This window comes from Ruegeria sp. CDSB117, assembly GCF_059611005.1.
In genome coordinates this window covers 1-15908 of sequence record NZ_JBXWOS010000041.1, presented here as the reverse complement: position 1 = coordinate 15908, position 15908 = coordinate 1, and the positions used below count along the sequence as shown (strand labels likewise).

The 15908-nt window shown below is 55.2% G+C and carries 16 protein-coding genes and 1 riboswitch; of the genes, 7 read left to right on the top strand and 9 right to left on the bottom strand.

Annotated features, from left to right (window positions below; all coding sequences use genetic code 11):
* Positions 1-459: 459 nt before the first annotated feature.
* Genes AC2FJC_RS22870 through AC2FJC_RS22855 form a run of 4 tightly spaced genes read left to right on the top strand, consistent with a single transcriptional unit; the run spans position 460 to position 3962 of the window.
* Positions 460-1110, top strand: a complete 651-nt coding sequence (locus tag AC2FJC_RS22870) for a histidine phosphatase family protein (RefSeq protein ID WP_496741936.1) — start codon at positions 460-462, stop codon at positions 1108-1110.
* 21 nt (positions 1111-1131) lie between these two features.
* Entirely contained in the window at positions 1132-1746 is a 615-nt protein-coding gene (locus tag AC2FJC_RS22865) for a glutathione S-transferase family protein (RefSeq protein ID WP_496741934.1), read from the top strand.
* A 14-nt stretch (positions 1747-1760) separates the two neighbouring features.
* Positions 1761-2816: a saccharopine dehydrogenase gene (locus AC2FJC_RS22860; RefSeq protein ID WP_496741932.1), complete on the top strand. Its 1056-nt coding sequence runs from the start codon at positions 1761-1763 to the stop codon at positions 2814-2816.
* 3 nt (positions 2817-2819) lie between these two features.
* Positions 2820-3962, top strand: a complete 1143-nt coding sequence (locus AC2FJC_RS22855; RefSeq protein WP_496741930.1) for a saccharopine dehydrogenase family protein — start codon at positions 2820-2822, stop codon at positions 3960-3962.
* Positions 3963-4033: 71 nt separating this feature from the next.
* On the opposite strand, the gene AC2FJC_RS22850 is transcribed toward AC2FJC_RS22855, so the two are convergent.
* The 6 genes from AC2FJC_RS22850 to AC2FJC_RS22825 all read right to left on the bottom strand — a co-directional run bounded on the left by AC2FJC_RS22850 (position 4034) and on the right by AC2FJC_RS22825 (position 8279).
* Positions 4034-4237, bottom strand: coding sequence for a DUF1127 domain-containing protein (locus AC2FJC_RS22850; protein ID WP_170566399.1), 204 nt, complete (start codon positions 4235-4237; stop codon positions 4034-4036).
* 51 nt (positions 4238-4288) lie between these two features.
* The gene (locus AC2FJC_RS22845) at positions 4289-4516 is read right to left on the bottom strand and encodes a DUF1127 domain-containing protein (RefSeq protein ID WP_496741928.1); all 228 of its coding nucleotides are present in this window, start codon (positions 4514-4516) and stop codon (positions 4289-4291) included.
* Positions 4517-4786: 270 nt separating this feature from the next.
* Entirely contained in the window at positions 4787-5281 is a 495-nt protein-coding gene (locus AC2FJC_RS22840; RefSeq protein WP_496741927.1) for a universal stress protein, read from the bottom strand.
* A 17-nt stretch (positions 5282-5298) separates the two neighbouring features.
* The gene (locus tag AC2FJC_RS22835) at positions 5299-6639 is read right to left on the bottom strand and encodes a TRAP transporter large permease (RefSeq protein WP_496741925.1); all 1341 of its coding nucleotides are present in this window, start codon (positions 6637-6639) and stop codon (positions 5299-5301) included.
* A 17-nt stretch (positions 6640-6656) separates the two neighbouring features.
* On the bottom strand, positions 6657-7193 hold the full coding sequence (locus tag AC2FJC_RS22830) for a TRAP transporter small permease (protein ID WP_058273759.1): 537 nt from the start codon (positions 7191-7193) through the stop codon (positions 6657-6659).
* Positions 7194-7262: 69 nt separating this feature from the next.
* Complete coding sequence (locus AC2FJC_RS22825; RefSeq protein WP_058277391.1) at positions 7263-8279, bottom strand: TRAP transporter substrate-binding protein; 1017 nt, start codon at positions 8277-8279, stop codon at positions 7263-7265.
* A gap of 170 nt (positions 8280-8449) precedes the next feature.
* On the opposite strand from AC2FJC_RS22825, the gene AC2FJC_RS22820 reads away from it, so the two are divergent.
* Positions 8450-9361 carry a LysR family transcriptional regulator gene (locus AC2FJC_RS22820; protein WP_496741923.1) on the top strand — a complete coding sequence of 304 codons (912 nt, stop codon included), beginning with the start codon at positions 8450-8452 and terminating at the stop codon, positions 9359-9361.
* Positions 9362-9547: 186 nt separating this feature from the next.
* Positions 9548-9790: a hypothetical protein gene (locus AC2FJC_RS22815; protein WP_496727356.1), complete on the top strand. Its 243-nt coding sequence runs from the start codon at positions 9548-9550 to the stop codon at positions 9788-9790.
* 79 nt (positions 9791-9869) lie between these two features.
* On the opposite strand, the gene AC2FJC_RS22810 is transcribed toward AC2FJC_RS22815, so the two are convergent.
* From AC2FJC_RS22810 to AC2FJC_RS22800, 3 genes are read right to left on the bottom strand one after another with little or no spacing between them, the layout of a single operon-like run.
* Positions 9870-10769, bottom strand: a complete 900-nt coding sequence (locus AC2FJC_RS22810; RefSeq protein ID WP_496741921.1) for a metal ABC transporter solute-binding protein, Zn/Mn family — start codon at positions 10767-10769, stop codon at positions 9870-9872.
* Positions 10766-11668 (bottom strand): metal ABC transporter permease, encoded by a 903-nt coding sequence (locus AC2FJC_RS22805; protein ID WP_496741919.1) that lies wholly within the window; start codon positions 11666-11668, stop codon positions 10766-10768. Before AC2FJC_RS22805 ends, AC2FJC_RS22810 begins: the two co-directional genes overlap by 4 nt.
* Entirely contained in the window at positions 11661-12419 is a 759-nt protein-coding gene (locus tag AC2FJC_RS22800) for a metal ABC transporter ATP-binding protein (protein ID WP_496741917.1), read from the bottom strand. The genes AC2FJC_RS22805 and AC2FJC_RS22800 overlap by 8 nt, the downstream gene beginning before the upstream one ends.
* Positions 12420-12648: 229 nt before the next feature.
* A riboswitch (cobalamin riboswitch) is annotated at positions 12649-12859 on the bottom strand.
* 290 nt (positions 12860-13149) lie between these two features.
* On the opposite strand from AC2FJC_RS22800, the gene AC2FJC_RS22795 reads away from it, so the two are divergent.
* The gene (locus tag AC2FJC_RS22795; RefSeq protein ID WP_496741915.1) at positions 13150-14913 is read left to right on the top strand and encodes an acyltransferase family protein; all 1764 of its coding nucleotides are present in this window, start codon (positions 13150-13152) and stop codon (positions 14911-14913) included.
* Positions 14914-15908: the final 995 nt, after the last annotated feature.

The following is a 15908-nucleotide window of genomic DNA, read 5'->3' as shown; positions in this document are numbered from 1 at the left end:
ACAGGCATCTCCCACCCAGCAAAATCAACAAGCTTACCGCCGAGTTCGACGTGCAAGTCATACAAGGGGGTGCGTTTGAGGGCGTCAGACATGGCAGAGACCTTTCCTAAGTCCTTGGCAATATTGCCGCATGAATTGCAACGTTATCTCGGTAGTGCCGCCAATTGACACCAAGGTTCCTAGGACTGTGCAGCGAGTCAACAGGCTTCGACTGCTGGTGGTCTTTTGGTGCCCCGAGGCTGGCGTTGCAGAGGCATGTATACGGCCGCATGCAGCAGGTTTGTATCCTATAGGAAACTTTTTTCCGTTAGGCAACATCCCATGCGACGTGCCATGGGCAAATTTCTACGGCAAACAAAGGACAGCCGAGCCATCAAACTGGTTTTTAGCCGCTTTCTGCCAAAGTGCTCTGGCACCGACCCTGAACCTGCCCTAAGACTTCGCGCAAGAGGGGACGCAATGGCACATATCACACTGGTGCGTCACGGGCAGGCCAACACCACCGCACGTGACGAAGTAAATTATGACAAGCTCAGCGATCTGGGCCATCAGCAAGCCCGTTGGCTGGGCGCGCATCTGCAGAACACACAAGCGTTCTACCCGCGCGTCTATTGCGGAACCCTGTCGCGCCACGTGGAAACCGCCGCCAGCATGGGACTGCCCGAGCCTTCCCGTGATCCACGCCTCAATGAGGTTGAATACTTCACCATCTCGAAATTGTATGAAGAGCAACATGGCATCCCCGTGCCGACCGACCGGGAAGGGTTTGTCGAACATCTGCCCCGCACTTTTGCCGCCTGGGCCAGAGGCGAGATCGAGGAAACGCCCGAAACCTTTGAGGAGTTCGAAACACGCGTCTCGGACGCTTTGTGCGACATCGGCACCAATGGCGGTCCGGCGATTGTTGTAACCTCGGGTGGGTTGATCTCGATGGTTGTCAGGCAGGCCATGGGACTGGACATACCTGCGATGGCGCGGGTGGCTCTTGCCATCATGAATACCTCCATGCATCGTCTGCACCCGATTGGCGCGCAGCTAAGCCCGGTTCTGTTCAACGCAGTCCCGCACCTGGAAGCGCCAGACAGGCAGTTTGCCCAAACGCATCTGTAACCCAAGCCCGGAGGTCCCCTGATGCAGCTTTATTTTGCCCCCCGCACCATTTCGATCGCCGTTGCCATCGCCTTGGAGGAGGCCGGTCTGGACTATGAAGCGGTCCGTCTGGACTTCGCCGAAGGCGACCAGACCAAACTGGCTTACAAGCAGATCAATCCAAAAGGCCGTGTGCCGGCATTGGCGGTTGATGGCGGTATCCTGACTGAAACCGGAGCGTTGCTGGAATATGTCGCTACGGTTGCGCCCGACGCAAATCTGGTCCCCGCCGATCCGGTCATGGCGGCCCGTATGCGCGAAGTGATGTATTATCTGGCCTCGACCATGCATGTAAACCACGCACACAAGCTGCGCGGTGCCCGTTGGGCTGACAAGAAATCCAGCTGGAAAGACATGACCGGCAAGGTCGCCCAGACCATGACGACGTCCTGTGAGTACATCGTATCAAACGGTTTGCGCGGGCCCTTTGTGTTGGGCGATACGGTCTCGCTGGCGGACGCCTATCTGTACGTGGTGTGCAGCTGGCTGGAAGGTGACGGTGTGGACGTGTCGGCCTTTCCCAAAATCCTCGCTTTCCGCGAGGCGATGGAGGCGCGCGCCTCGGTTCAGGCGGTGCGCGCCGCCGGGATGATTTGAGTAAAGGACGACGCATGACACATCTCTGGGTCCGGGCAGAGCAACGCCCGAATGAAGAACGGGTTGGATTGACCCCAGAAGGCGCGGCGTCCCTGGTTGCGGCAGGCATCCGGGTGACAGTCGAGGAAAGCCATGTCCGCGCTATTCCGATAGATGGGTACAAAGCGGCGGGCTGTGAGATTGCACCCGAGAACTCGTGGCCCGACGCGCCGCAGGACGCAATCATCTTTGGCCTGAAGGAGCTGCCGGAGGATGGCATACCCTTGCCCCATCGCCACATCATGTTTGGTCATGCCTACAAGGGTCAGCACTCTGGTCGCGCCCTTCTGGAACGGTTTAAGGCCGGGGGAGGCACGCTCTACGATCTGGAATACCTCGTGGATGAAAACGATCGCCGTGTCGCAGCTTTCGGATATTGGGCTGGTTATGCCGGTGCGGCTGTCACCCTCAAGACGTGGGCGGCACAGCAGCGCGGAGAGGAGTGTCCTCCGGTTGGTGTTTACCCAAGCAAAGACGCCCTGAACCAAGAACTTCTTGCCGAACTGGATGCAACGGGTTCTGATCGACCCCGCGCCATCGTCATCGGTGCATTGGGACGTGTTGGCACGGGCGCGGCTGATCTGTGTGAGGCAATGGGTTTCACTGTCACTAAATGGGACATGGCCGAAACCGCCAGCGGTGGGCCTTTCCCCGAAATCCTAGATCACGACCTGTTCCTGAACTGCATCTTTGCGCGCCCCGGCACCCCGGTTTTTGTACCACGGGGTGCGTTGACCGCCCCGCGAAACCTGACAGCCATCGGTGATGTCGCTTGCGACCCGGACAGCGATTACAACCCGGTTCCGGTTTACGACCGTGCCACCACGTGGGACGCCCCTGCCTTGCGTGTTGCGAGTGATCCGGTGATGGACGTCATGGCGATCGACAACCTGCCCTCGATGCTGCCGGTCGAAAGCTCTGACGATTATGCAGCGCAATTGTTGCCATCCCTGTTGACCTTGACCGATCTGGACAGCGGCGTTTGGGGTCGGGCAGCGGCGACTTACAAATCTCATATCGAAGGGATCTGAACGATGACCATCCATTGGTGTGGCACCGGCCTGTCGGCCATCCCCGGCCTGCGTCGCCTGATTGAAGGCGGACACAAGGTCACTGTCTGGAACCGGACCGTTGAAAAGGCCAAGGCCGAAGTCGGAGACCTGATCGACGACATACGTGCTTTTAACATCGACGAGCTGGGAACGGTGCTGGAAAAAGGTGACGTTATCGTCTCGATGCTGCCGGGCGATTGGCACGTACCGCTGGCGGAACTCGCGATTTCCAAAGAGGCCAACTTTGTCTCATCCTCTTACATCGCGCCCGAGATGCGCGCGCTGGACGACAAGGCGCGCAAAGCCGGTGTGGCGCTGGTGAATGAGGTCGGGCTTGATCCGGGCATCGACCACCTAATGGCACATGCCCTGATCGCCGACTATCGCGCCTCGGACGCGTTTGATGCGAACAACCACCTAAGCTTTATCTCGTATTGCGGCGGCATTCCGAAGAACCCCAACCCGTTCCGGTACAAGTTCAGCTGGTCGCCTTTGGGTGTGCTCAAGGCCCTGCGTTCGCCGTCGAAATCGATCCGTGATTATGCACCGCTGGACGTCGCCCGCCCGTGGGACGCGATCAGCAGCTATATCGCCCCGCTGCCCACACCGGAAAGCTTCGAGGTCTATCCGAACCGCGACTCCCTGCCTTTCATGGAAGAATATCAGTTCGAGGATCACTGGACCGTCAAGGAATTCGTCCGCGGGACCCTGCGCCTGAATGGCTGGGCTGATGCGTGGTCGGGTGTGTTTAGCGAGATCGAAACCCTGTCCGGACCCGAAGGCGACGCGCGCCTGAAGGAAATGTCGGACCAGTTCTGGGACGAAAACGCCTATGACGAGGGCGAACCGGACCGCGTGGTTCTGTGCGTAGGGCTGAAGGCCGAAAAAGACGGCACCCCCGTCTGGCACAAAACCTATGTCATGGATGCCTGGGGCGACGCGCGTGGCACGGCAATGGCGCGGCTGGTGTCTATCCCGGTCTCGCTGGCGGTTGAGGCCGTCCTGAACCGTGCGATCGCCGTCGGTGTCCATGCGGCACCTAGCGACCCAAAACTGGTGCAAGGCTGGATGGCCGAGATCGACAAGCTGGCCCAGCATTTGCAGGTTGTGGATCACCTCGCGTAAGAAAAGCCACTCTGGCACGCCAGAGTGGCTTTGTTTCTCTTTTTCTCAATCGCCCGGCTTTCGCCAACTTGTCAGATGTAGCGCTGAATCGTGTCGTCAATATCGCTGCGATTTATGCCCAGCTCTGACAATTCCTGATCGGAAAAGCTGTTCAGATACTGTGCAGCCCGAACGATTTCGGAACTGATCGCACGTATGCGCATAGCACGGTCGAACAACAGCAGGGCGCTATTCGTGGGGGGCAATTGCTTGCTTGGTGGGATGACATCAAACATGGGGTCTACCTCATAACTGGTTACGCGAGCGTGTTTTGGGCTGGCCCGTCGCTACTGCCGATAAGGTGCGCCATGATAAACGCTTTGATAGGCGCGTTGCTTGATTTCAGCCCGAGGGACGCCGATGTCGCTCAGTTGGCGATCGTTTAGCGCCTCCAGGTCGTGGACTGTTTTGGCGAAAATCCTGCGGCGGAAATGTTCGGTTCGGGCTTCTGCATAGTCCGCGAACAGCGTGGAAAAAACGTTGCGGTTCGGGGTGATGGTCTGTGTCGCTTCCATGGTCTTCTCCTCCTGAATTTGGATTGCGGTTTTGGTCACAACTCAAATAAAGGAACCGGTTCTTAAGGAGAGAACACCGTTTCATTAAGCTCCGTTAACGAAACTTTCTGGGTATGATTTGAGGCAGAGGTTTTTAACTTGGAAAGCTATGGCCCGAGATGAACACAGGGCCGTTGGATGCGGAACAGGCGGTGTTCTGGCATCACCAGGTTTGTTCGCTGTGCAGCGCAAAGCATGGGCCGCTACGATCGCAGCGGCCCATGGAAATTCTTAGCCCTCGTCCGGGTTCGGAACGATCAGTGTCGGGATATTCGACCGACGCAAGACACGTTTCGCCACCGTACCGAGGAAGGTGTGCGAAAAGCCGTGGTCATGTGCACCAAGCACGATCAGATCGCATCCCATCTCGACCGAGCGCCGCAGGATCACCTCGGCTGGGTGCCCGTCGGTGACCTCGATCGAGGTCACCTGATCACGGATCTTGGCGTCTTCGCCTTCGAACTGCGCCCAGAATTTTGCCTGCCGCTCGGCCAGCACCTTGCGCACCATCTCATGGCGACGCTTGGCGGCGGTTTTGCGGGTCTCTTCGTTCAGGATGAACATGTCCATCGTGATCTTCGCGTCGTCCGACAGGGGCTCGTTCACGTGCAGGACGTGAATTTCCGCCCCTGTTGCCATGGCAATGCTGGCCGCATTGCGCATGGCGTGACCCGAGTTCTCCGACAAGTCGGTCGCGAACAGGATATTTGTCACCATTTGTTTCATAACATTATCCTTTCAGGTCAGTAGCCCAACAGCCTGGGCAGCCATAGCGACAGCTCAGGGAAGAACGCAATGATGAAGATCGCGATGGTATTGGCCGCCGCAAAGGGCAATGCGCGCAACGAGATCTGCTCGATCGTGATATTCGAAATACCCGATGCGATGAACAGGTTCTCACCCAGTGGCGGTGTCTGGAAACCGATACCCAGCGTACAGACCATCACCACACCAAAGTGGATCGGGTCGATGCCAACCGAATAGGCCACCGGCAGCATCACCGGAACCAGGATCAGGATCGTGGCCAGCGTCTCCATGAACATGCCGACGAACAGCAGGAAGAAGATGATCAGCGCCCAAATCACATAGAGGTTGTCGGTAAAGCTGAGCATCGAGTCCGCGATGATCGCAGGGATCTGGTTTTCCACCAGAAGGCGGCCGAACACGGTTGCGGTGAACAGGATCAGCAGAACACGCCCCGTCAGCCAGGTTGTGGCTTCAAGCGACTGGAACAGCGACTGCCAAGTAAGTTCACGGTAGATGACGACGCCAACGACCAGGGTGTAGAAGATCGCGACAATCGCAGCCTCAGTCGGAGTGAAGAAGCCGGTATAGATACCGCCCAGGATCACCAGTGGAGCCATCAGCGACCAGAACCCACGGTACATTTCGCAAGCCACGTGACGCATCGACCAACCTTCCGCAACACCTTTGTAGCCGCGCTTTTTTGACATGAAATAGTTCAGGATCAGCAAGCTGGTGGCGATCAGGAAGGCCGGAACGAAACCCGCGATGAACAGTTTCGAGATCGAAACCGACTGGAAGGTGCCAAACTTTTCAACTGCTTCCAGCGGAGGCGCCATACCGAGCGCGGCAATGCCGAAGATCACCATCGGGATGGAGGGAGGAATAATAATCCCGAGGCCGCCAGAAGAAGCGGTAATAGCAGAGGCATAGCCGCGCTCATAGCCACGGTCGATCATTGCTGGGATCATCAGCATCCCCACGGCCGCGGTTGTTGCCGGGCCCGAGCCCGAAATGGCGCCAAAGAACAGACAGGCCATAACCGTTGCAGCCGAAATACCGCCGGTGAATGGACCAGCCAGACTTTCCGCAACATTGATTAGGCGTTTTGAGATACCGGCGGCCTCCATAAGAGCCCCCGCCAGAATAAATGCAGGCAGCGCCATCAGTGGGAACGCGCCCACCGAGGTAAATGCAATCTGCACGAACTTGATTGGGTTTTCGCCCAGGTAAAGGAACGAGAACAGCGATGCCACACCCAGCGCAACCGTGATCGGTGCACCGATGAGCAGCAGTAAAAGAAACGATCCAAATAGGATTGTGACGATTTCGGATTCCATGGTTTTTCCTCCCTGCCTCAGTCGCGCTTAGCTGCTTCGGTGGCAGCTTTGATTTCATCAAGGTCGATCTGGTCAGGATCATGGATGTCTTCGCCTTTGATCAGGCGGCGATAGTTCACCTGAATGATGCGCACGGTCATCAGCGCAAAGGCGAGAGGCAGAACCATGTAGACATACTTCATCTCGATACCCAGGGTCTGGGACTTCCAGAACTTGTTCATCTTGTTGAAGACAAAGTCCGTCGCCAGATACAGGAAGTAGACGTTGAAAAAGAGCCAGAAGAGATCAGCAAAAGCCTCGATATACTTGATGTAGCGTTCGGGCAGGAACTTGAACTGGAAGGTCACCCGGTTATGCGCGCCTTTCAATGCCGCATAGCTGGCGCCAAAGTAGACAAACCAGACGAACATGTAGACTGACAGTTCTTCGATCCAGCTATACGAAAAGCCAAAGACTTCCCGCGCGATGATCTGTACAAACAGCAGACAGACGAAGCCGGATAACAGGATCCGGCAGATGATACTTTCGATATTGTCCAGAAATTTCCAGAACATTGCGGAATTCCCTCCTCCCTGAGATGAAAAGAGCGCCGAAGCGCTCTTTTCCTTTTCGCTCTTTGGCGATTATTGCTGGACGGGCTCGCGGCCGATGGCCTCGAGGACCGTGTTCAGTTTCTCGACGCCGCCGATGGACTCATAGAACTGAGGCCATACGGCACCGGTTGCCAGTTCGATGAACTCGGCTTCATCGTTCTCAGGATCGATGATTGCCATGCCTTTTTCGGTCAGCTCTTCTTTGATCGCAGCTTCAGAGTCACGTAGGAACTGCGCGGAAATCTGAGTTGCTTCCTGACCGGCTTCCAGAATGATCTTCTGATCTTCTTCGCTCAGGCCCTGGAAAACAGATTCCGAAACGATCAGCGGTTCGATCGAGAAGATGTAACGCAGGTTGGTCACGTGGTTCTGGACCTCGTAGAACTTCATTGCGTTGATCGTCAGGTAAGGGTTGTCCTGACCGTCGACAACTTTGGTTTGCAGACCGGTGAAGGTCTCGGACCATGCCATCGGAGTCGGGCTGATACCCCAGGACTTGTAGGTTTCAATCATGATTTCGTTCTTGGGAACGCGGATGATCAGGTCCTGCAGGTCAGCAACCGAGCTGACAGGCTTTTTCGAGTTGGTCAGACGGCGGAAACCTGTGTAGGTCCAGCCGATGATGCGCACACCTGCGTCACGAATGGTGTTTTCCACCAGTTCCTGACCAATCGGGCCTTGGGTCAGCTTTTCAGCATCTTCCAGGGACAGGATCACATAAGGCAGAGTGAATACACCAACCGAAGGCGAGAACGGCGTGATGTTGTTGATCGCCAGCAGCGACATGTCCAGCGTGCCGATTGCGGCCTCGTTGACGGTGTCCTGCTCGGAACCCAGCTGACCGTTCAGGAACAGTGTAGCTGTGTGTTCGCCACCCGATTTTTCTTCGAGTGCCTTAACGAAAGCCAATCCGAGGGCTTCTTGTGCGCTGCCCGCACTATCGCCAACAGCGATCTTGAAGTTTTTCGCGTCGGCTGCGCCCGCTACCATCAGGGCTGCGACCGAAACGGCAGCAGTCATGGTGCCAAGCTTTTTGATGAATGACATAGATGTCCTCCCAGTTTTATCATGTTTCGAGGTGCGCGCTGACCTGGGGAGAGATGGCCAGTCCGATTCTGCCTCGGCTTTTTCAGAGTAGCTTGTGAAATGTGTTTCTATGTTGCCTTTCTTTGCGCGATAGGTTTCATATATATCAAACCTTACGAATTGGGAGCAAAATGGTTGCCTCACGCATCGGCGACAGCGACATCCGATTGCTGCGCGTTTTCAAGACGGTTGTGGAAAGTGGTGGACTGTCTGCAGCCGAAGTTGAGCTGAATATCGGCAAATCGACGATTTCCAAACATATTACCGACCTGGAACTGCGATTGGGCTTAAAACTGTGCACACGCGGGCCTGCGGGGTTCGCCTTAACAGAAGACGGCGCAAAAGTGCTGCAGGCAGCAGATCACCTGCTTGTGTCCGTGTCGCAATTTCGAAACGAGGTCAGCGAGATCAAGGAACAGTTGGGGGGAACGATCCGCATTTCGCTGTTTGATCAATGTGCATCAAACCCGGATTCCCGGCTTGCTCGCGCCATTCATCGGTTCAACGAAGCCGCCCCCTCGGTTCAGATCGAATTGTCTCTTGAGCCGCCAAACGTGATCGAAACCATGGTTATCAGCGGTCAGCTCGACATCGGGATTATTGCGCTGCATCGACCTTCGACAAGTCTGAACTATGCACCGTTATATGGCGAGAACATGTTCCTGTATTGCGGCCGGGAACACCCCCTGTTCGAAATACCGGACCGGGAACTCAGGACCAGTGACCTACTCAGGTACAATTATGTTGGGCTCAGCGTGAACTCTCCGAACCTCATTGTCGGTCAGCAACTGGGCTTTCAACGTTCAGCAAAAGTTCAAAGCGAGCAGGCGCTGGCCATACTTATCCTGTCGGGGCGATACATAGGTTATTTGCCTGATCATCTCGCGCAGGATTTTGTGGACCAGGAAAAGATGCGGATGGTGTTGCCGGACGAAACGCAATATCGAACCCGGTTTGCTGCAGTGACCAGAAAGCAACCTGAACCGACGCGGGTGACCAAACTGTTTCTGGAAGTATTGCAGAGCGAACATTCGAAACCCTGACAACTTCTCGGTCGACACAATGCATGCCGGTTGTGGTCGAAGCGAAGCTTTTCACTTCCTATCAGCACTGAAACGCAAGGTTGGGGTCGCGTTTTTGGTACCGCCAAAAACTTGTGACTTTCCGCCACATCACTAGCGTTCGCCTTCCTCTCACTTACATGTGCGGCATCAAAATGAGGCGGACACATGATAGACGACGATCCCCAACCCGCAGGGTATTATAACACGCACGACATATGGACCTTGGACCCCACGCCTGCGGACCAGTTGGTCTATGACGCCTTTGCCTCGGGCGTTGTCGATCTTTTGCAGGTGTTGGATGACAACAAGACGATGATGTCACGGGACGTTTACGCAAGATTTTTCGCCTCGCTATTGGATCTTTCCCGTACTTTGGGAGAATACGAAGACGGCTGGAAGCCGGACTAAGCGACGTTTTCCCAAGCCCAGTGTTCCAAAGCACGGTATGAGGCGGCGGCTCAAGCACCGCCTCGTGCCTGAAGACCAATTAGCTTGCGGTTGCGTTCCCAAGTGCATTCAGCAGAGTGTTCAGATTGTGCTGGAACATCGCAAGGTAGCTGGTGGCAGGGCTACCCCGTTCCGACAAGGCGTCCGAGAACAGCCGTCCACCAATCACGATTCCGGTTTCATCCGAGATCTGCTGAATCAAAGTGGGGCTTGTGATGTTTTCAACAAACAACGCGGCAGCACCATCCGCCTTCAGTTGGTCAATCAGAACAGCAAGATCCTTGGCTGATGGCTCTGCCTCGGTGTCGATGCCAACCGGCGCAAGGAAAGTCAGGCCGTAGGCGTCTGCCAAATATCCAAATGCGTCATGTGCGGTCACAACCGTGCGGCGATTGGCGGGCAGGCCTGTCAGCTTTGCCTTGGTTTCTGCATCCAGCGCCTCAAGCTGCGCGATATAGGCCGCGGCATTGGCTGCGATCTCATCTGCGTGCTCGGGCATCGCCTCTGTCATCACGTCGGCGACATTGGTCACGTAAATCATGCCGTTCGACAGCGAGTTCCAGGCGTGGGGGTCGATTTTGCCCTCGACTGTGACAGGCGTGATGCCGTCGGTGGCAACGTGCACGGTTGCGTCAGTGCCAGATTCAGCGATCAGGGTATCGGACCATGTTTCAAAGCCCAGACCGTTGACAAAGATGATATCCGCCTGGGCAACGGCCTTCGCGTCTGCAACCGAAGGCTGATACACATGCGCATCCGCATCCGGGCCCACGATTGTCGTAACTGTGGCCAGATCGCCCACGACTTCTTCGACCATGTCGCCGAGGATCGAAAAGCTGGCGACGATCTTTACGTTGTCTTCTGCCGCAACGGTCGGCAATGCAGCCAAAGCAAACGACACAGAGGCGATGCCGGCATAGAGTGACTTCACAAGAGTCATTGTGCTCTCTCTTCTTGTTGAATTTGGGCAATGGGGATGTCTTTGGAAACAGACGGTTTGCGCATCCGTCTGCCAAAACCAAGCGGACCGAAAATGGCGGAGAACAGAAAAAACCCACCGGCAACCAAAACGATCGCCGGGCCGGACGGCGTGTCCGGGAACAGGTAGGACAGGGTCAGGCCGATCCAGCAGCTGGACAAGGCAAAAACAAAGCCCAGGACCAGTTGCCCGGTGATCGTACTGGCCCAATAGCGCGCAGCGGTCGCAGGCAGGATCATCAAGCCAACGGCCATCAACGTGCCTAGCGTTTTGAATGCCGCCAGCAGGTTCAGAACCAGCAGCAGCATAAAACCCTGATCAACCAGCCACGGCCGGCGCGTTTGAGTTTCAAAGAAAACCGGATCGCAGGTGCTGATAATCAGCGGACGAAGCAGAACGGCGAATGCCAACAATGTTACCGTCGCCACCCCTCCGACAAGGATCATCGACGCGTCGTCGATCCCAAGGATTGATCCGAACAGGAAGCTTTTTAGTGGGACTGCGGACCCTGCTGCAGACAGAATAAAGATACCCACCGCCAGTGCGATCAGATACAGCGAGGCAAGGCTGGCATCGCTGCGCAGGATCGTCCGGCGTGCGAGAAAGGCGGTCAAAATGGCGACGCCAACACCCGCGATAAGCCCTCCGACCAGCAGTGACATGACTGACAAGCCCGCCGTGACAAAGCCGATGACGATGCCCGGGGTAATCGCGTGGGCCATGGCCTCACCAGCCAGCGATAGGCGACGCAGAACAAGAAATGCCCCCACCGGCGCGACCGAAGCCGACAAAACCGTGGTTGCCACAAAAGCGCGACGCATGAAGGCAAAGCTCCACATTTCGACGATCAGGTCATACATTGGCGTGCTCCGCTGTTGAATGGGTGCCACGGAACATCCAGGACGCCTGACTTTCCGAGAGGTATCCTTGCGCAACCAGCCGGTCTGGTGTCAGAACGTCATTCACCGGTCCATGGGTCGCCTCTTGCCCGCCCAAAAGCAGCGCGTGGCTGCAATAGTCCAGTACCGAGGAAAGATCGTGCACCACCAAAACCACCGCGCGCCCCTCATCGCGCCATCGGCGTATAATCGACAGCAGATGCGCCTCAGTACTTTGGTCGACGGCGGCAAACGGTTCATCCAGCAGGATCAGCGGCGCGTCCTGCATGATAACCCGTGCGAACAGCGCGCGCTGCAGTTGCCCGCCCGATAGCATATGCAGAGGCCGGTCAGCGATATCCAGTACCCCGGCCTCATCCAGCGCGGCGGCCATCCGGTCACGTGCCGCGGCGTCCAGCCCGGTACGATAGCCAAACCCGCGCCAAGCACCCATCGCGGCAAGATCCCTCACACGGATGGGAAATCGGCGGTCGAACTCGGTCATCTGCGCCAGGTACCCGATGTCACCAGGACGGCCCTGCGGCCAAGTCAAACTGCCCGAAAGCGGATCCATCAAGCCCAGCAGCATCTTTACAAATGTGCTCTTGCCCGACCCGTTTGCACCAAGAACGGCCAGGGTTGTCCCGGCCGCGATATCCATGGAGAGGCGGTGAAACAATGTCAGGTCGCGGTAGCCCAACGTCAGATCTCGGATTTGTAAAACGGCCGACATCAAATCACCGCGTAAATCGCGAGCCACAAGATCGCCGACAGCGCCAGAGCCCCCGTGACCAGCACCGGAACACTAAATTCCGTCAAGCACTTACCCCTTTGGGTGTCAGCTTTTTGCAATGACAACGGCAACGCCTCCTGTGTTCGGACAGGGGCAAAGCGAGCGCAAGTTCGTGCACGGTACGGACCGCTTGAAACATTGTCATCTCCCTCTGGGACACCCCGCCCAGGTTCATAAATTTCGGATGGCAGGTCTCCTGACTTGCGGGTCAAAGCTATCCCGATCCTTCCCAGGCTATTGCCCAGTGGACGATCTCGGGTCGCTCGCCGCCTACAGTTGCGGGGGCAGTCACGGAATTGGTCTTTTCACAGAACCGCACCGTATTCCCTTTTATCCCTGACCGCAGAATACAGTCGGGAACCATCACGTGGACCAAATACGAATTGATTTGATTCGACAAGAGCGCGAACCAATCGGTGATGGCAATTTGTACCAGGCTCCAATCAGCCAAAAAAATTCTACGATAAGGGTGCTAGCAATGGCAGTGACTTCGCAGGGCTCACTCAGAAGTTTTCAGCCTGGGTCTTGCAACGACCGGAACGCATAAACCTGCCAATACTTTGTTCGATTGGCTGCGGCGGCTCAAAGTTCCTCGACACACTCTTGACGACAGATGCGCTTCGAAAGCTCACAGGCCCGAGCACAAAATACAAGAGTGGGTTTTGATTAAATGCTGCAACGGAAAGAAATTGATGGCCTTCGCAGCATTGCAGTTTTACCAGTGGTTCTTTTTCATTCCGGCATAAGCCTGTTCAGTGGAGGTTTTTTAGGCGTAGACGTTTTCTTCGTTATCAGCGGATATCTAATAACCTCTATTATCCTTGATGATCTTGGAAAAAATAGCTTCTTTCTTTTGAAGTTCTACGAGCGTCGGGCCCGACGGATCTTGCCAGCCCTGAGTGTCGTCGTACTGGTTTGTATTCCTATCGCTTGGTTTACCATGCTGCCCGATCCACTGGAAAACTTCGGCCAAAGTGTCGTGGCCACAATGTTCTCTCTGAATAATGTTCTTCTCACGCTAACAAGTGGATACTGGGACCTTGCGTCCGAGTTCAAACCTCTGGTTCACACATGGAGCCTGGCAGTTGAAGAACAGTTTTACATAGTTTTTCCGCTTTTGCTTATGGCCTTGTACCCGGTACTTAAACACAGAACGGATTTGCTGGTTTGGGCTATCATCGGGTCCAGCTTTCTGGCGAGTGTGCTTTTGGTCCAAACCCACCCGGAGAGCACATTTTATCTTCTGCATACACGCGCCTGGGAACTCGGATTCGGTGCATTGGGGGCCTGTTGGGAAAATAGGCGCAAGGTTAGAGCGAGCAACAGTCTTTCGCTACTTGGCCTTATTGCGGTGATTGCATCTATGGTGATCTTTGACGGGACCATGCAACACCCGTCATACTTGACAGCCGTTCCGGTCGTCGGGTCTTTGCTCGTTCTCCTCTATGCAAAGGAAGGCACTTTTGTCGCCAAACTGCCGAGCATCAGAATTCTGGTTGGCATTGGCCTGATCAGCTACAGCCTGTATCTCTGGCACCAACCAATTTCCGTATTTGCGCGCATTGCTAGCTTTGAAGAACCCAGCCCGTATTTTTTTGCCAGCTTGATACCATTTGCATTCCTTTTGTCCTATCTGACCTGGCGTTTTGTCGAACAACCGTTCCGCAACAAAAACGCGATCTCTCTTTCACGCCTTGTTGTTTCGTGCACCGCAGTGACCGCAACGCTGTGTGCTGTTGGGCTTTCGCTGTATCTCGGCCAAGGCTTCCCCACACGCGTTTTCGACACGGATCGAGAGGTCGCAGCGGGGATGCACATTGGGTATAATCACCGCATCAGCCAGTACGACGCAGAAAATTTTGATACGAACAGCGGCATCAACATTTTGATTGTCGGGAACAGTCAGGCCCGTGATTTTGCGAATATTCTCATTGAGATGGGCATAATGAAGGATGCAAATCTAATTTATCGCGACGCGCTCAATGTTTGCGAGCCCAGGCTTTGGGACGATGACACAAAATCTTTGATACAAAATGCTGACGCGACTTTCTTGCCAATCGTCAACCTTTCTGGCGCTTGCAAACTCTTTCTTGAAAACGGGCTTGCCGCGCAACACAATATCGTCTTCGTCGGCCCCAAACACTTTGGTTATAATCTCAATGCATTCACCTTACTGCCCAGGTATGGTCGGCCAAACTATACGACTAAGGTATTCGAAGAAATAGTTGAGGCAAACAGGCAGAATGCGTCGGTCATACCGGCTGGTTTGTATGTCGATATCATCAGCTACGCGACCACAAATGGGAATCAGATCCATGTTTTCGATCAAAATGGAGACATTATTTCTGCGGACCGAGTGCATATTACCCAAGCCGGAGCCCAATTCTTTGCTTTATTGATGAAAGACCATCCAGCGTTTGAGATCTTTTTCTAACGCTGGGTCTGCGCATGTTCTGTCCTGATCAAAAGAAACAGATATGACCGCCGCCAAATCGAAGAACGTTTCAAGTCTCTGGATCTCGAGTTGGATTGGGGGCGACTAACAACGCTTGCTAACATTTGAAATGACGCGGAGCACCTCTTCCTTAAAGCGACGCCAGTCGTCGCTCGTGAGGCGCTTGCTTCGACATTACCACTGGTCCAAAAGCTGTTGGCTGATCACCTTGAGGAGGACCCGCCAACCTTGCTGGATAAGGATGTTTGGCAGACTCTTTTGAAGAACAGTGAAGTGCTTGAGGCTCAGGCGGAACAATGCCGCGAAACATCAAGGGTGTTTCTTGGGGCGCTGATATTCTCCCTGACACCGTGCAGTTCTTGCGTTGCCCACATTGCAAATCACCTCTCGTTCGATGCCTTGAAGGCGAGAAGATGGCGTTCGACAATCTCTCAATGGATTGCGCGGAATGTAATCAAAAAATCCAGCGCGAAGATGCTTTCATACATGCCCTGAGCGAATTGGTGGAAAGCCAGTCTTACATGGCAGCCAAGAATGGTGAGATGCCGTCAGTGTCAACCTGCCCGCAATGTGATCGAGAATCTTGGAGCCGCTACGACAGGAAGTGTATCTTCTGCGGAGAGGGGATGCAGAGATGTGGCCTTTGTGGCACGGACTGCGACCCTGAGGACTTCAATCCCTTGGATGGATATTGCTCGTCCTACTCCTATGGCATGCAAAAGGCGATGAGAGCCGATTGATGATCGCCTGAGCCAAACGTACTCTCATTTCGCGGACGGCATCATCTGCCTGTCTGCGGTCAAGACACCTGACCTTTTGCGCGCCGATCGCTGCTCAGGAGGGGTGGATATGCAGGGCAATCTGATCGCCATGCTCAAAAAAGCAAAACCCGCCAATGAGTGTGTCCGTCCGGTGAATGCGACCAGTTAATGTTGAGCGGTTTCTTCGACGTAACACCACGGCATGAGTTCATC

What these genes read in the sequence shown, in the direction of transcription:
- AC2FJC_RS22870 (WP_496741936.1), top strand. Translation starts at nt 460, where the DNA reads ATGGCACATATCACACTGGTGCGTCACGGGCAGGCCAACACCACCGCA.
- AC2FJC_RS22865 (WP_496741934.1), top strand. Translation starts at nt 1,132, where the DNA reads ATGCAGCTTTATTTTGCCCCCCGCACCATTTCGATCGCCGTTGCCATC.
- AC2FJC_RS22860 (WP_496741932.1), top strand. Translation starts at nt 1,761, where the DNA reads ATGACACATCTCTGGGTCCGGGCAGAGCAACGCCCGAATGAAGAACGG.
- AC2FJC_RS22855 (WP_496741930.1), top strand. Translation starts at nt 2,820, where the DNA reads ATGACCATCCATTGGTGTGGCACCGGCCTGTCGGCCATCCCCGGCCTG.
- AC2FJC_RS22850 (WP_170566399.1), bottom strand. Translation starts at nt 4,237, where the DNA reads ATGTTTGATGTCATCCCACCAAGCAAGCAATTGCCCCCCACGAATAGC.
- AC2FJC_RS22845 (WP_496741928.1), bottom strand. Translation starts at nt 4,516, where the DNA reads ATGGAAGCGACACAGACCATCACCCCGAACCGCAACGTTTTTTCCACG.
- AC2FJC_RS22840 (WP_496741927.1), bottom strand. Translation starts at nt 5,281, where the DNA reads ATGAAACAAATGGTGACAAATATCCTGTTCGCGACCGACTTGTCGGAG.
- AC2FJC_RS22835 (WP_496741925.1), bottom strand. Translation starts at nt 6,639, where the DNA reads ATGGAATCCGAAATCGTCACAATCCTATTTGGATCGTTTCTTTTACTG.
- AC2FJC_RS22830 (WP_058273759.1), bottom strand. Translation starts at nt 7,193, where the DNA reads ATGTTCTGGAAATTTCTGGACAATATCGAAAGTATCATCTGCCGGATC.
- AC2FJC_RS22825 (WP_058277391.1), bottom strand. Translation starts at nt 8,279, where the DNA reads ATGTCATTCATCAAAAAGCTTGGCACCATGACTGCTGCCGTTTCGGTC.
- AC2FJC_RS22820 (WP_496741923.1), top strand. Translation starts at nt 8,450, where the DNA reads ATGGTTGCCTCACGCATCGGCGACAGCGACATCCGATTGCTGCGCGTT.
- AC2FJC_RS22815 (WP_496727356.1), top strand. Translation starts at nt 9,548, where the DNA reads ATGATAGACGACGATCCCCAACCCGCAGGGTATTATAACACGCACGAC.
- AC2FJC_RS22810 (WP_496741921.1), bottom strand. Translation starts at nt 10,769, where the DNA reads ATGACTCTTGTGAAGTCACTCTATGCCGGCATCGCCTCTGTGTCGTTT.
- AC2FJC_RS22805 (WP_496741919.1), bottom strand. Translation starts at nt 11,668, where the DNA reads ATGTATGACCTGATCGTCGAAATGTGGAGCTTTGCCTTCATGCGTCGC.
- AC2FJC_RS22800 (WP_496741917.1), bottom strand. Translation starts at nt 12,419, where the DNA reads ATGTCGGCCGTTTTACAAATCCGAGATCTGACGTTGGGCTACCGCGAC.
- AC2FJC_RS22795 (WP_496741915.1), top strand. Translation starts at nt 13,150, where the DNA reads ATGCTGCAACGGAAAGAAATTGATGGCCTTCGCAGCATTGCAGTTTTA.